This window comes from Xanthobacter sp. 126, from assembly GCF_000526175.1.
In the GTDB taxonomy this organism is placed as follows: Bacteria; Pseudomonadota; Alphaproteobacteria; order Rhizobiales; family Xanthobacteraceae; genus Xanthobacter; species Xanthobacter aminoxidans.
In genome coordinates, this window is the sequence record NZ_JAFO01000001.1 from 4,576,208 (window position 1) to 4,590,470 (window position 14,263).

The window sequence follows — 14,263 nt, forward strand, 5'->3', positions numbered from 1 at the left end:
ATATGGCCAATGAAATGGATGTCAACCATGTCCGACTGACTTTCCGTCATCCGGCCCTCCAGCGGAAAGCCACCGCTACTTTCCCCTGTTCAGAATCCCGTCCAGCGTCTCGCGGTCGACCTTGATCGCGACGCCGGCGCGCTCTTCCTGCACCAGCATGGCGACGCGGGAATCCCTCTTTCCCCAGCCCCGGTTGCGGGCTTCCGTCATCTCGGCCAGCGTCATCTCGGTGAATCGCGCGGGAACGCCGACCTCCAGCGCGAGGGCCGCGGCCAGCGACACGTCCTTGAACGCGAGATCAAGGGCGAAGGACACCTCGTCGAAGGCCGCCGGCAGGAACTGGTCGGCGAGACGGTCCACCACATTCTGGCGCCCGAGCGATCCTTCCCGGATCGCGGCGAACAGGGTGGCGGGGTCCACACCCGCCTTGACGCCGATGGTGATGACCTCCGCCAGAACCATCTGGATGCCGTAGTTCGCGCTGTTGTGGACCAGCTTCGCCGTGGTGGCCGCGCCGAGCGCGCCGAGGAACATCACCCGGTCGCCCAGCAGGTCGAGAAGGGGCCGGCAGGCCTCGAAAGCGTCCTCGCTGCCGCTCACCCAGATGGCCAGCCGGCGCGTGCGCGCGCCCTTGGGGCCGCCGCTCACCGGCGCATCCAGCAGGGCGACGCCACGGGCCGCGAGGCGCTCCCCCAGCGCGCGCACCGCTGCCGGCGCGCTGGTGGTCATGTCGATGAGCGTCGCGCCGGCCGAGAGCCCCTCGGCGAGGCCGTCGTTGCCGAACACCACCGCCTCGACCTCGGCCGGACCGGGCAGCATGGTGAAGATCACGCGGGCCCTTGCCGCGACATCGCGCGGCGACGGCACCCACAGAGCACCCAGCGCCTCGAAGGGCGCCGCGGCTTCGCGCCGGCGCGTATGGATGACGAGTTCCTGGCCGGCTTCGAGGAACCGCGTCGCCAGCGGAGCGCCCATGGCGCCGAGGCCGATGAAACCGATGGGCACGGACGTCACCTCCTGTTGCGCGGTGTCAGAGACCGTTGAGGAAGGCGAGAAGCCGCCGGTTCACCGCGTCCGGAGCTTCCAGCGGCGCCATGTGCGAGGCGTCGGGAATGATCTCCAGCCGCGCGCCGGGGATGCCGCGCGCGATGACCTCGGATGCCGCGACGGGCGTCGTCGGGTCCTGCTCGCCCACCATCACCAGTGTTGGCTTCGCGATTTCGCCGAGGCGCGGCGCGACGTCGAGGGTCGAGATCATGTCCCACATGGCGGCATGAACATGGGGATCGGCCGCGCGCAAGGTCTTCGCGACCCGGTCGAGCACGTCCGGCCGCCGGGCGGAGAAGCCGGGCGTGAACCAGCGCTCCAGCGTGGGCGCGACGATCGCCTCCATGCCGCCCGCCCGCACCTGCGCGGCACGCCCGCGCACGGCCTCCCGTCCCGCATCGGCGAAGGTGCTGACCGTATCCATGAGGCACAGCGCGCGGACAAGATCGGGGCGCGCGAGCGCCAGCGTCTGGGCGATCATGCCGCCAACGGACAGCCCCACCACGCAGGCCGGCCCCGCCCCTGCCGTTTCGATGACCCCGGCGAGATCGGCGGCCGCATCGTCGAACCCCAAGGGCAGGCGAGGCGCGGGCGAGGCGCCGTGGCCGGCAAGGTCGTAGGCGATCACGTCGAAGACCTCGGCGAGCGCGCCGATCTGCCGGTCCCAATAGGTCAGATCGAGGGCGACGGCATGGATGAGCACCACCAGCGGGGCGCCGCGGCGTCCGGCGCGCACCTGGTGAAGTGCCGGGGCGGTCCTCGAAAACGGCGAACTTGACGGGTCGGTATGGGGCATCACGCAAGCTCCTTCGGCGGCCCACGCTGGGCGTGCGCCATCAATCGCGCGCTCGGGGCGGCTGCACGGGTGTTCTCAACGGAACAGGCGCGACCACCGCGCCTGAAGGCGGACTAAATGCGGGCGAGACGCGGCTCGCCCGCGGCCGGAACGGCGGCCCCCTTGTCCCTGGCGGATGCGTCCTTCGTGCCCCGCTTGCGGACCGGACGATCGCGCTCGGCCTCCTTGGCGGTGAGCACCGCATCGGCGATGGCGGCGGCGTTCATCACGTGGCGGCGGCAGGCCTGTCCGGCCGCCTCGGGATCGCGCCGGGCGATGGCCTCCATGATGTCGCCGATTTCGCCGAGGCTCTTCGCCAGCCGTCCCGGCTGGGACAGCGTATGGGCGCGCAGCATGGTGACCCGCCAGTGGATCATGCGCAGCATGTCCTCCAGCATCGGATTGTGCGCGCCGGCCGTGAGCGCGGCATAGAAGGCCGTCTTCACCAGCAGGAGATCACTGCCCGGCTTGCCGCGGCTGGCTTTCCTGAAGGCGGCGAAGGCGCTCTCCAGCGCCTTGTGCTCGGCCTCCGTGGCCCGCTCCGCGAAACAGCGGCCTGCCATCTCCTCCAGCGTCGCGCGCAGCTCATAGATCGAGCGCGCGTCCTCGGCGGTATAGATGGCGACGATGGGGCCGCGATGGGGAATGATCTGCAGAATCCCTTCCGCTGCGAGCTGGCTCAGGGCCTCCCGCAGCAGGGTTCGGCTCACCTGGAACATCTCGCAGATCTCACGCTCCACCAATCGGTCGCCCGGCTGGAAGCGCCCCTCGAGAATGGCGGTGCGCAGGGCCTCGATCACCTGCTTCTTGAGCGATGCCGCCTGGTGCATGGCCGCAAGGCTGGCTGGCGTGGTCATTGCTGGCTTCCTTGGCTCGCGGCCCCGATGGATTCGATGCGCTGTGTCCACTGACGAAATCAGATGACGGGCGGCTCGTCGAGCCGCACGACGATGCCGTCCAGTTCCGGCTTCGGCGGCCGGTAGCGCTTCATCACCAGCGGATCGTGCCCGGGGATGATGTGGTCCGGCGAGGGCGCGGCGGCCTTCAGCCGGTCGAAGCCCTCCAGCATGCATCCCACGTGGAAGGCGGTGACGAACGGACGCTCGGTGTCCATGTTCTCGTAGAAATGGGTCACGTCCGACGCCAGCACCACCGGTCCGCGGCGGGTATTGACCCGCACGAACTGGAGCCCGGCGGAATGCCCGGGCGCGGGGTGCAGCGTCACGCCCGGCGCGAGTTCCGCACCGCCGTCATAGAAGTTGACGCGACCGGCATAATTGGCGCGGACCATGCCCACCACATCCTCCACCTCGAAGGAATGGCGCAGGCGGCGGTAGCGCATGTAGCGTCCCACCGCAAAGTGCATCTCCGCCTCCTGCAGGTGGAAGGTCGCGGCGGGAAAGAGGTCAAAATTGCCCACATGGTCGTAGTGCAGGTGGGTGAGGATCACATCCTGCACGGTCGCCGGATCGAGCCCCACCAGCTTCAGCGCCTCTGCCGGGCAACGCAGGAAATCGCGCTTGCGGCGGGCTGCGACCTCGGCATTGAAGCCCGTATCCACCACGAAACTACGCGCCTCGCCCACGATGGCCCAGACGTAATAGTCGAGCGGCATGGACGCATCGTGGGGATCCCCGCCGATGAAATTGTCCGCCCGTTTCGCATCTCGCGTGGCGTAGCGGATGGCGAAGACGTCGTAGGTGGGGATCGCCTGTGCGCTCATGCCGCCTGCCCCTTCGGGTGAGACCCGCTCGCGCCGGCGAAGGCGCGGTAGCGCTCCGCATAGTCGCGGATGCCCTGTTCCAGCGTGAATTCCGGCGCCCAGCCGAGCACCGCGCGGGCTGCGGAAATGTCGAGAGAGGCGCGCATGCGCGCATTCACCTCCTCCAGGGGCGACAGCGCGTCACCGATCTCGATATCGGCGCCCGGCACGACCTGCCGGACGATCCGCGCCACCTCTACGGCCGCCGTCGCCTGTCCAGCCGCCACGTTGAAGATGCGCTGCGCGCCCTCGGCCGGGGCCGGAACGGCGAGAGCGCGCACGACCGCCCTGGCGCAGTCCGGGACGTAGGTGTAGTCGCGCTTCATCGGGCCGCCGGTCACGAACCGCACGGGCCGACCCAGCACCGCCCCCTCCACCATGGGCTTGATGAACATCGGCGTGCGCATGCCGAGGCCGTAGACGGCGGTCACGCGCAGCGCCAGCACATCGAGTGCGTGGAAGGAGGCATAGGCGAGGCCGATGGCCTCGCAGGCCATCTTGGTGGTGCCGTAATGACCGGCGGGGTTGCCCCGCACCACCGAGAAGACCGGGTCTGTCTCCTTCAGCGGCGAGCCGTCGCCGCCATGGTATGCGGCGTTGCTGGACAGGTAGACGAGCCGCGCCATGCCGAGCTGCCGTGCCGCCTCGCACACATTCACCATGCCGGTGATGTTGGTGTGGTAGGTCGCCGCCGGCTGGGAGAGGGAGGTCTCCAGCCCCACGATGCCGGCGCTGTGGACGATGGCCTCGATCCGCCCTGTCCGGCACACGTCCATGAGACGCGCAAGGTCGGTGGTCTGGCCCGTGGCATGGACGACGTCGCCAGCCTCCGCGGCGGCGAGCGTGACGAGGGCTTCGGGCCCCGGCGCGGCCATGTCGTAGCTGGCCACGCCATGTCCGGCCTTGGCGAGCGCCGCCGCCACATGGCTGCCGAGAAAGCCGGACCCTCCCGTCACCAGCACGCGCATGGGGCTGCCTCCCGAACCGGCCTCAGCCATGGGCCTTCTGCGCCCGCTCGGCGAGCAGGACGCTCATGAGCGAGACCGCGTATTCGCTGCACTGCGGATCGGAGAGCCCGGCGGCCTCGCGGCCGAACTTGCGCAGCAGGGTGATGGACATGGGGTCCTGGGCGGCGACGAAATCGGCGACACGCAGCGCTTCGGCCAGCGCGGCGCCGGGTGGGACCACCGATGTGACGATGCCGTAACCCTCTGCGTCCGCAGCGGAAATTTCCCGGCTGGACAGGGACAGCTCGAAGCCCCTTTTGTAGGAGACGAAGCGGAACAAGTAGGACAGCACGATCAGCGGCGGCATGCCGTGGGACATTTCCGGCAAGGCGAAGCGGGCATTCTCGGCCGCGACCACATAGTCCGCCTGGGCCGACATGCCGAAGCCCCAGCCGAGCGCAAGGCCTTCCACCGCAAGGATTGTCGGCACTGGCAAGGCGGCGAAGGCGGCATTCACCTTGAGGATGGCGTTGAGGTCTTCCGCGACATCGGATGCCCGGGTCAGGCCCTTCTTGCCGACACGGCCGCCGCAGAAGTTGGCGCCCTGCCCGGCGACCACCAGGGCCCGCATACCGGGTTGATTTGCAAGGGTTTTGGCCGTCTCGGCGAGGTCCAGCAGGGCCTCGGTGTCCAGATGGTTCGGCTCGCCTTGTCCCACCAGCGTCAACACGATGACGCCATTGCCTTTTTCCTCGACGCGAACGGCCATTCCCGGGGCTCCCTGCGCGGTCCTCTGGCGGGCCGCCTTGTTTTTCATCGGGAGGGAGTGTGGCACCGCGGCCGAGGAATGTAAACTGATTGTACGACAATAATCTGCACAGACAAACAGACAGCCGGGGCCCCGCGCGCGGAGGCGGGGACCGCCCCGAAGGGCCACGGTCAGCGCGATGCGGACTTCGCGCCGGTGGCACCAAAAGCGTTTGAAAACAAGGCCTCGAAGCGTTCCGGAGGCAGCGGCCGGCTCCAGAAATAGCCCTGCCCGAAGGTGCAGCCGTTGGCGACGAGGAAGGCCATCTGCGCGGCCTCCTCAACCCCCTCCGCCAGGATCTCGATGTCGAGCGCCCGGGCCATGGCGATCATGGCCCGGACCAGTTCACCGTCGACCGCGGAGGCGGGCAGGTCGCGCACGAAACTCTGGTCGATCTTCAGCCGGGAGATGGGGAAGCGCTTGAGGTAGGCGAGGGAGGAATAGCCGGTGCCGAAATCGTCGATGGCGATCCTGACACCCAGTTCCGCGATGCGTTTCAGCTTCGATTCAGCACCGGAATCGGCGCCGAAAAGCATGCTTTCGGTGATTTCGAATTCGATGCTGTCAGCCGGCACCCCGGCGGCGGCGAGCGCCGCCTCGGTCTTCGCGCAGATGTCGGTGGCGTTGAGCTGCCCGGCGGAGATGTTCACGGCGACGAACGCGCACGGCAGCCCGGCTGTCCGCCAGCGCGCCATCTGGGTGCAGGCGGTCGCCAGCACGAAGTCGCCGAGGGGGACGATGAGGCCGGTTTCCTCGGCCACCGGGATGAAACGGTCGGGGCCGATCATCTCGCCCTCGGGAGTGACCCAGCGCACCAGCGCCTCGGCGCCGACGATGGTCTGGTCTTCGAGGCGGACGATGGGCTGGTAGTGGACGGTGAATTCGTGCTCCGCCAGCGCCCGGCGCAGGTTCGCCACCAGTTCCACGCGCGCCCGCGCATCGCGGGTCAGGGCGTCGGTGTAGAAGGCATAGGTCCGCCCGCCCCGGCTCTTGGCCTGGTAGAGCGCGGAATGAGCGTGCTGGAGCAGGGTCTCGGCGTCGCTCGCGTCCTCGGGGTAGAGGCTGATGCCGATGGTGGCATTGATGAAGAGATTGCTCACGCCCTCTGCCGCGAACGGCACGCCGAGGGCGTCGATGAGCCGGTCGGCGAAGCGGATGGCCTCCTTCGGCCCCTCGCAGCCGTCGATCAGCACCACGAACTCGTCGGCGCCGTAGCGGCCGATGGTGGCATCCTCGGGCACCGCCTTGCGCAGGTGCTGCGCGGCCGCCCGCAGCACCTCGTCGCCGGCGGCGAAGCCAAGACTGTCGTTGATGGTCTTGAGATGGTCGATGTCGATGTAGAGCACCGCGCACTGGGTGTCCGGGCGGGTCAGCTCGTGCTCGATCAGGGAGAAGATGAGGGTGCGATTGGGCAGGCCGGTGAGCGGATCGTAGCGCGTCAGGCGGTCCACCTCGAGCTCGGACTTGCGCGCCTGGGTGATGTCGTTGAAGGCGCCCACATAGCTTTCCGGCGCGCCGGTGCGGCCGTAGACCGTGCTGATGACCGTCTGCTGCAGGTAGAGCGCGCCGTCCTTGCGCCGGTTCCAGATCTCGCCGCGCCAGACGCCGTTGTCCTTCAGGGCGGCCCACAGCAGCTGATAGAATAGCCGGTCGTGCCGCCCGGAGCTGAGGAACCGCATGGTCTGGCCGAGCACCTCGGCCTCCCCGTGGCCGGTGATGGCGACGAAGGCCGGATTGACCGCCGTGATCCGTCCGGCGAGGTCCGTCACCACCAGCCCCTCCTGGGTGTTGGTGAAGACGGCCTCCGCCAGCGTCAGGTGATGCTCCGCCACGATGCGGGCGGTGGCATCGGAGGCCATCAGGATGATGTAGCCCTCGCCTTCCGGCGTGTCGCGCGCGATGGACTGGACGCACGACAGCCAGATCTCCTTGCCGGCACGGGTGAGGTGGGGCTGGTCGCTGCGCGCCTCGACGACCGTCCCCGAGGGCAGCGACCAGACGGCCTCGCGGCTGGTGCTGCCCCCCGCCCCGGCCCGGATGTTCGGCCGCACGTCGGCATAGCTGCGCCCGAGCAGGTCCGCCCGGCCATAGCCCAGGAGGGCGCAGAGGGTTTCGTTGACCCTGAGGAAGCGCCCGTCGAGGTCGAGATGGGCGATGCCCTCGGCGGCCTGTTCGAAGGTCGCCCGGAAGCGCTCCTCCGCCGCATGGAGCGCGGCCTTCTGGTCGGCTTCGGCCAGCGCGACGCGCAGCCTCTGGCGCTGGACGAAGAGCAGCGTGAGGACACCCGCCACCAGCAGGCAGGCGGCGGCGGTGATGGCGGAGAGGAAGGCGACGCCGCGCACGTCGTCCACCACGTCGGCCGTGGCGACGGTCGCGATGAGCACCGCGTTGGCCGCGGGCACCATCGCCGCCGCCACCAGCAGCGGCACGTCGTCCGGCGGGGTGATGACGTCGTCGGCGAGGCCGGCCGCGCCGGCGGTGGCGAGGGGGACCAGGGCGTCGGGCAGCGCCTGCTGGGCCCCGGCGATCATCCATCGCCCGTCGCTGCCGGTCTTGGTGGCGATGAGCACCCGGCCGCTGTCGCCCATCAGGCCGGCGAATTCCTGCAGGCGGCTGAAGCCGGCGCTGCCGTCGGTGACGATGGCGAGGAGGGCCGCCTGCGGCTGTTGCGGCGCTTGCGGCGTCGCATCCAGCATCCCCCGCGCCACTTCCGCATCGATGGACCGGGCCACCGCCTCGGTCATGAATTCGAGCTGCCCCCTGCGCTCGCCGAGCAGCGTGTCGGAGGCCGACCGGAAGACCGCATAGCTGATGAGCCCCACCGGCAGCGTGAGCAGCGCGAGGAGCGCGAACAGCACCCAGCTCCGGAACGCGAGGACCGGCCGGGCCTCGTCCGTGCCATGGGCGGCGGCATGCAGCGCGAAATAGAGAAGGGCGGTCGTGACCGCGACGAACACGAACCCCTTGAGGGTGGAGAAAACGCCGAAGCCGATGGAGCCCCCGACGCCTTCGATGAAGCGGTCGGAGAAGTAGATCCACAAAAGCGCGCCGACCGCGTAGGCGATCGTCACGGACGCGATGTACGAGCGGCGTTTCATCGGCGCGCTTCTTTCCGAAGCCAGCATCCGTCCATAGCACATATCCGGAGCTGAAAGTGCGGCCGGGCTCGGGATTGCGTGTCAGCCCAGCAAAAAAATACGCCCCCGCAAGGGGGTACGATACACCAGCCATACGGTCGAGCCCCACGGCGCGTTGGGGCGGACCGGCTCAGGGGATGGGCGCGACCACGTTGTCGAAGCTGATGACGACGTCGGTCTGCTGCTGCTTGGAGGTCATGCGGATCGGCAGGCCGCTGTCCACCGCGATCCACACCCGCTGGGGATCGAACGCGGGGGCTCCCGGCATGGGCGGCGGCGTGTAGTCGTAGGCCACCGCATTCTTGCCCTGCACCGTCTCCGGGCCGACGCGCCGGCAGTCCTTGAGGCTGGAGGCGCCGGGAATGACCTTCTTCTGCATCTCCACGCGCCCGCCCGGTCCAAGCGGCATCTTGGTCCACTTGGCCCCATGCTTGACGTACATGACGTCGCCGACGATCACGGCTTCCATCAAGGGCGCGCCGGCCATCGCGGCCACCTGCCTGTAGGCCGGAACCTTGCTGAGCCGATCATAGGCGTCCGCCACGCTTTGGCAGTCATCGGCGCGCGCCGACGAGAGCGGCGCGACGAAACAACCCAGCACCAGGACCGCTGTGGCGGCGTGCATGACGTTTCCTTTCAGATCGGGCGCGCGAGCTTAGGCCTCGCCATGCGGCTGCACAATCAACCGTCAGGACGTGGGACAAACCTGCCATGTCCCTACCACTGATAGCGCACCCCGCCCCGCGCGTTCGCCGCCGCGTAGCCTTCGCCGAACTTGAGGCTGGCGGTGGTGAAGCCGTTCCAGCCGTTGCCCTTGGCGAACACGTTGAAGCCGCCGCCGATCTCGCCGAAGGCGCCGTTGAAGTCGTCGGCGACGGTCAGTGGCAGCCCAGGATTGTAGATGGTCACCGTGTTGTCCCCAAGGAACTCGTACCAGAGTCGCGCATTCAGATTGGCCTCGATGCGCAGCGACGCATTGTCGTAGACCGGCCCGCCCACGCGGGCGCCGAGGCCCACCCTCAGGCTGTCATTGCTGCCGAAGTCCGCCGCCGTGCCGGCGAGGAGCGGCAGGCTGTTGATGCGGGTGGAGACATAACTCAACGTTGCAATGGGCTCGAAGAAGCCGGTGGCGCCGAGCTTCGCCCGGTATCCGGTGTCGAGGGTGAAGCCAAGGCTGGTCGCCCGCACGCTCTGCCCGTAGGCCGCCGGGCCGCCGAGCGTCGGCGCGGTGTAATCCATGGAGAGGATGTCTGCCTTGAACAGGCCGTCCACGAACCAGTTGCGGTTGAGGTAGGTGGCATAGGCCCCCACCGTGCCGCCGGAATAATTGGCGGAGGTCGGCGAGGCATCGAAGCCGAGCTGGGAGGTGACGTAGCCGCCCATGACGCCGAACATCACCGCATCCTTGCCGGACGCCGAGACATTGGTCTTGCCGAAGTCGGCGCCGGCGATGAAGCCGTAGGTGTCCTGCGAATAGCCCATGTCGTAGGTGTAGGCCCCGCCCGGCACCGTGGCGGTGGTGGACGAGTCGCGCAGGCCCCAGCTACCGACCGCCTTGGCCCACACGCCCGGCGTCACGCTCTGCGATCCGACGGCGGGGGCCTTGCCGACGATGGCGCCGTTGCCCCCATTGAGATAGGTGCGCAGGTCCGCCTGCCGGTCCAGCCAGCCGCCGCTGGTCTCGTACCAGATGCTCTGCGCGCCGGTGACGAGGCGCGGTAGCTCGTAGGCCTCCCGGTCGGGCACGCCGACGAGGTAGGTGTCGTTGCCGCGCATCACGAGGTCGTAGAAGAACACGCCCTTGTCGATGACGCCGCCGAAGCGCGGATCGTAGCCGGCCGACTGGGAGGAGATGACGAAGCTCGCCTCCTGGGTGCCGGACTTGCCGTAGGAGGCGGCGTCGGGGTTCACCACCTCCACCACCATCATGCCCTTGGGGTTGTAGCCGCCGGCGCTGCCGCTCACGTCGTTGATGACGATGGCCGTCTGCCCCTGCGTCGCCACCGTGCCGGCGGGCAGAAGGTTGCCGTTGGCATCGAGGCCTCCCACCACCAGTCTGTCGGCGGTTGAGCCGGGGCCGCCGAGCCAGGCGTCGATGCCGAGGCGGCTGTTGCCCTGCCCCACGAACACGCCGCTCACATAGGTCACGTCGCGGGCGCCGTTATAGGCGGTCTGGCCGGGCGTCTCGTCGATCATGGTCAGCAGCCCGGCGTCGGTCGAAACGAGGCTGCCGTTGACGAAGGTTTCGAGGCCCGTGAACGTGGTGGTCTCCCCCTGCGCGCCGTTCAGGGCGGTGACGGTAAGGCCCACGTTGTTCACCTGGTCGATGCCGCCGCCGAAGCTGTTGGCGCCCACCGTGACCCAGGTGTTGGAGCTTCGATTATTGAAGGTGTCGTTGCCGTCGGCCAAGCTCACCCGGCCCACCACGGTGCCGTTGTTGGTGACGGTGGTGGAGCCCGCATCGGCCCGGATCGCCACGCGTCCGGCGGCGCTGGCGAGGTCGCCATTGGCCGCGTAGGTCCATGAGCTGACCAGCGAACCCGTGCCGATGTCGATGGTGGTGCCGGTGCCGCTCGACACGCGGATCACCGCCTCGTCTTCCGATGCGCCCGAGCCGGACACCACGCTGAAGGCGCCGATGCCCACCGCGACGGTGCCCGTCCCGTCGGCGCGGATGCCGTTGCCGGTGCCGACCTGCTCGGAGTCGCCATAGATGCGCGCGCCGGTGCCGAGGGTGACGGTAGCGGCACCGCCGCCGCCCGCCAGCGTCTGGACGCCTGTGCCGCCGGAGAGGACGCGGACACCGTCCGCCAGCGCGACCGTTACGTCACCGGTGCCGGCGGTCTGCGCGACGACGCCGGTGCCGGCGCTGCTGATGTCCGCGCCCACGTCGACCCGGACGGCGCCCGTCCCACCGGAGGTCGCGCCCACGCCGAAGCTGCCGCCCGCCGTGATCTTGCCCGCGACCGTGACCGTGGTGGCGCCGCCGGTGTTGAGGGCGAGGATACCGGAGCCCGTCGCGTCGATCTCCGCCGTGTTCTTCACCGTCACCGTGCCCCCGGCGCCGGAGAGGCCGGCATCGATGCCGATGCCGCCCGCCGTGACCTTGGCGTTGGTGGTGACGTTGACCGTGCCGCCATCGCCCGTGAGCGCGGCGAGGATGCCCGCGCCGCCCGCCTTCACGAGGCCGTCCGTGGTGACGGTGACGCTCATGCCCGTGCCGGTGGCGCTGGCGTCGATGCCCTGCGCCCCGGAGGTGATGGCGCCGTCCGCCGTCGTCGTCACCGTGGCGGAGCCGCCGGCGCCGGTGGAAACGGCGCGCACGCCGAAGCCGGAGACGGTGATGGCATTCTCCACCTTCACCTCGGTGGTCGCCGTGCCCGCCGCCGTGGCCGCGGCATCGGCGCCGCTGGCGCTGTCGGTGATGGCGCCGCGCAGGGTGAAGCGGCTCACGGCGTCGCCCGTCGTCGAGGTGGCAAGCCCCTTCACCGCCGTGCCGGTGCCGCCCTTCACGGTGGCGTCGGTGGTGATGAGCGTGGTGGCGTTGCCCTTGGTGCTGGTGGCGTCGGCGACGATGCCGCCGACATTGCCCGTCACCGCGCCGGAGACGCCGATCTTGGTCTGGGTCGTCCCCTCCACCGAGGAGACGGCGGCGATGGCCGCACCGCCGCTGCTGCTGACGGTGCCGGCGGTCGTCACGTCCACATTGCCGGAGGTGCCGGTCTTGTCGATGCGGATGCCGCCCACCGCGCCCGACACCGAGGTGCCGGCTGCCGTCTCCACCACGATGTCCCCGGTGCTGCCCGCATCCGACGATACCCGGAGGCCGACGCTGGAGCCCTTCACCTCGGTGGTGTCGCCGAGGTTCACCGCGACCTTGCCGCCCATCTGCTTCAGGAACACGCCGTCCGCCGTGCCTTCGATGGACGCGCTGCCTGACGTGGTGAAGGTGATGGTGCCGGTGGCCTCGCCATAGAGGCCGAACCCGCCCGCCGCGGTGGACTTCGCCGTGCCGGAGAAGTTCTGGATGGAGAGGTCGCCGCCGGTGGCATTGAAGAAGGCGCCGTACTGCCCGCCCGAGGCGCTGCCGCTGAAAGTGTCGGCGGTGACGCTGCCGCCCAGCGTGCGCGCGAACACGCCCGCCCCGGTGCCGCCCGTCGCCGTGCCGGAGAAGCCGGAGACGGTGATGTTCCCGCTGGTGCCCGCCTGCGCGAAGATGCCGTACTGCCCGCCCGAGGTGCTGGCGGCGAAGTTCTTCACGCTGATGGCGCCGGTGTCGGTGAGCAGCATCACGCCGTTGGCGCCGCCGACGATGTTGGGCGAGCCGGCGGAGCCGGCGGTGAAATTGTCGGCGGTGATGGCGCCGCTGGTGGTGCGGCCATAGACGCCGTAGTCGCTGGTGCCCGTGGCCGAGCCGGAGAAGCCGGAGACATTGACGCTGCCCGCCCCGGTCTGGGCGAAGATGCCATATTGCCCGCCCTGGGCGCTGGAGCCGAAATTCTGGATGCTGATGGCGCCCGACGTGGACAGCGCCTGAATGCCGGCGGCGGCGCCGGTGAGGAACGGTCCGCTGCCCGTGCCGGGGGTGAAATTGTCGGCGGTGATGGCGCCTGATGTCGTGGAGAGCAGGAGGCCGCTGCCACCCGTGCCCTTCGCCGTGCCGCTGAAGCCCGAGGCATCGATGGTGCCTGACGTGGCGAAGGCGAGGATGCCGTTCTGAGTGCCCGTGGCGCTGCCGCTAAAGGTCTTCAGCGAGATGTCACCGGTGGTCACCACCTGGGTGAAGATGCCGTTGGCGGCGGAGCTGTCCGCCGTGCCGCTGAAGCCGGAGAGGTCGATCTGGCCGGCATTGGCCTGGGCGAAGATGGCGTTCTGGCCCGCCGTGGCGCCGCCGCTGAAGTCGCGGATGTTGACGTCGCCCGTCCCGGTCACCTGCGCGAACACACCGCTGGCGCCGGTGCCATCGGCGGTGCCGGTGAAGCGATCGATGGTGATGGTGCCGTTGCTCGACTGGGCGAACAGGCCGTTCTGGCCGCCCGTGGCGCTCCCGGCGAAATCGTTCACCGTGATGTTGCCGCCCGCGATGAGGGTGAGGCCGTCCGAGGTCGTGCCCTTGAAGGTGCCGCCCTCGGCCGCGATGTCGATGTTGCCGGTGGTGGAGGCGAGCACGCCGCTTGACCCGCCGGTGAGGCTCGCGCCCGCCAGCACGCGGACGCTGGCATTGGTGGCGGGGAGGAGCGTGAGCGCGTAGCTATCCGCCTTCACCGTGGCGCCGATGCCGGTGCCGGACGCCTGCGAGATGGCGCCGCTCGAAATCAGCACGATGCCGTCGGTGGTGGCCGTGAAGCTGCCGCCGATGTTGTTGAGCACAATGTCGCCGCCGCCGAGGCCGGAGCCGACGACCACCGAGATGGGTGCGGCCGCCGTGATGCTCGTGTCGTCCGCCGTGGTGACGGTGATGGTGTTGCCCGTGACCACCGCGGCGGCCGAGCTTGCGCCCGAGCAATCCAGCGCCGTGGGGTTGCCCACCGGCCCGGAGGTGACGCAGGCGCCGTAGGCGACCGTCGCCGGCATCAGCCCCGCAAGCACGGTGGCGAGCGCCGATCCCGAGAGAAGCGCGCGCATGAGGCGCGCGCGCCGATGGGTCCCGGTGATGACCCGGCCAGGCCTGTGCCCGTGCGTGGGGCCGAACATGCGCTTGTCCTCCCTCCCGGTCCCGGACGCGCC

At 69.5% G+C, this 14,263-nt stretch carries 9 protein-coding genes; all 9 read right to left on the bottom strand.

Annotated elements, in window-relative coordinates:
* Positions 1-75: 75 nt before the first annotated feature.
* Positions 76-1,005 (bottom strand): NAD(P)-dependent oxidoreductase, encoded by a 930-nt coding sequence (locus XAN126_RS0121680; RefSeq protein WP_024280655.1) that lies wholly within the window; start codon positions 1,003-1,005, stop codon positions 76-78.
* Positions 1,006-1,030: 25 nt separating this feature from the next.
* Positions 1,031-1,843 (bottom strand): alpha/beta fold hydrolase, encoded by an 813-nt coding sequence (locus tag XAN126_RS0121685; protein WP_081762742.1) that lies wholly within the window; start codon positions 1,841-1,843, stop codon positions 1,031-1,033.
* A gap of 113 nt (positions 1,844-1,956) precedes the next feature.
* Entirely contained in the window at positions 1,957-2,739 is a 783-nt protein-coding gene (locus tag XAN126_RS0121690; RefSeq protein ID WP_024280657.1) for a GntR family transcriptional regulator, read from the bottom strand.
* 59 nt (positions 2,740-2,798) lie between these two features.
* A complete protein-coding gene (locus XAN126_RS0121695; protein WP_024280658.1) occupies positions 2,799-3,605 on the bottom strand; it encodes an N-acyl homoserine lactonase family protein in 807 nt (268 codons plus the stop codon).
* Entirely contained in the window at positions 3,602-4,642 is a 1,041-nt protein-coding gene (locus XAN126_RS0121700) for an NAD(P)-dependent oxidoreductase (protein ID WP_081762743.1), read from the bottom strand. The genes XAN126_RS0121695 and XAN126_RS0121700 overlap by 4 nt, the downstream gene beginning before the upstream one ends.
* The gene (locus XAN126_RS27345; RefSeq protein ID WP_024280660.1) at positions 4,635-5,360 is read right to left on the bottom strand and encodes an enoyl-CoA hydratase/isomerase family protein; all 726 of its coding nucleotides are present in this window, start codon (positions 5,358-5,360) and stop codon (positions 4,635-4,637) included. The genes XAN126_RS0121700 and XAN126_RS27345 overlap by 8 nt, the downstream gene beginning before the upstream one ends.
* Before the next feature lie 170 nt (positions 5,361-5,530).
* On the bottom strand, positions 5,531-8,497 hold the full coding sequence (locus XAN126_RS26605; RefSeq protein ID WP_024280661.1) for an EAL domain-containing protein: 2,967 nt from the start codon (positions 8,495-8,497) through the stop codon (positions 5,531-5,533).
* 169 nt (positions 8,498-8,666) lie between these two features.
* Positions 8,667-9,161: a hypothetical protein gene (locus XAN126_RS0121715; protein WP_024280662.1), complete on the bottom strand. Its 495-nt coding sequence runs from the start codon at positions 9,159-9,161 to the stop codon at positions 8,667-8,669.
* 92 nt (positions 9,162-9,253) lie between these two features.
* Positions 9,254-14,230: a hypothetical protein gene (locus XAN126_RS0121720; protein WP_024280663.1), complete on the bottom strand. Its 4,977-nt coding sequence runs from the start codon at positions 14,228-14,230 to the stop codon at positions 9,254-9,256.
* Positions 14,231-14,263 lie beyond the last annotated feature (33 nt).

What these genes read in the sequence shown, in the direction of transcription:
- XAN126_RS0121685 (WP_081762742.1), bottom strand. Translation starts at nt 1,843, where the DNA reads ATGCCCCATACCGACCCGTCAAGTTCGCCGTTTTCGAGGACCGCCCCG.
- XAN126_RS0121690 (WP_024280657.1), bottom strand. Translation starts at nt 2,739, where the DNA reads ATGACCACGCCAGCCAGCCTTGCGGCCATGCACCAGGCGGCATCGCTC.
- XAN126_RS0121695 (WP_024280658.1), bottom strand. Translation starts at nt 3,605, where the DNA reads ATGAGCGCACAGGCGATCCCCACCTACGACGTCTTCGCCATCCGCTAC.
- XAN126_RS0121700 (WP_081762743.1), bottom strand. Translation starts at nt 4,642, where the DNA reads ATGGCTGAGGCCGGTTCGGGAGGCAGCCCCATGCGCGTGCTGGTGACG.
- XAN126_RS27345 (WP_024280660.1), bottom strand. Translation starts at nt 5,360, where the DNA reads ATGGCCGTTCGCGTCGAGGAAAAAGGCAATGGCGTCATCGTGTTGACG.
- XAN126_RS26605 (WP_024280661.1), bottom strand. Translation starts at nt 8,497, where the DNA reads ATGAAACGCCGCTCGTACATCGCGTCCGTGACGATCGCCTACGCGGTC.
- XAN126_RS0121715 (WP_024280662.1), bottom strand. Translation starts at nt 9,161, where the DNA reads ATGCACGCCGCCACAGCGGTCCTGGTGCTGGGTTGTTTCGTCGCGCCG.
- XAN126_RS0121720 (WP_024280663.1), bottom strand. Translation starts at nt 14,230, where the DNA reads ATGTTCGGCCCCACGCACGGGCACAGGCCTGGCCGGGTCATCACCGGG.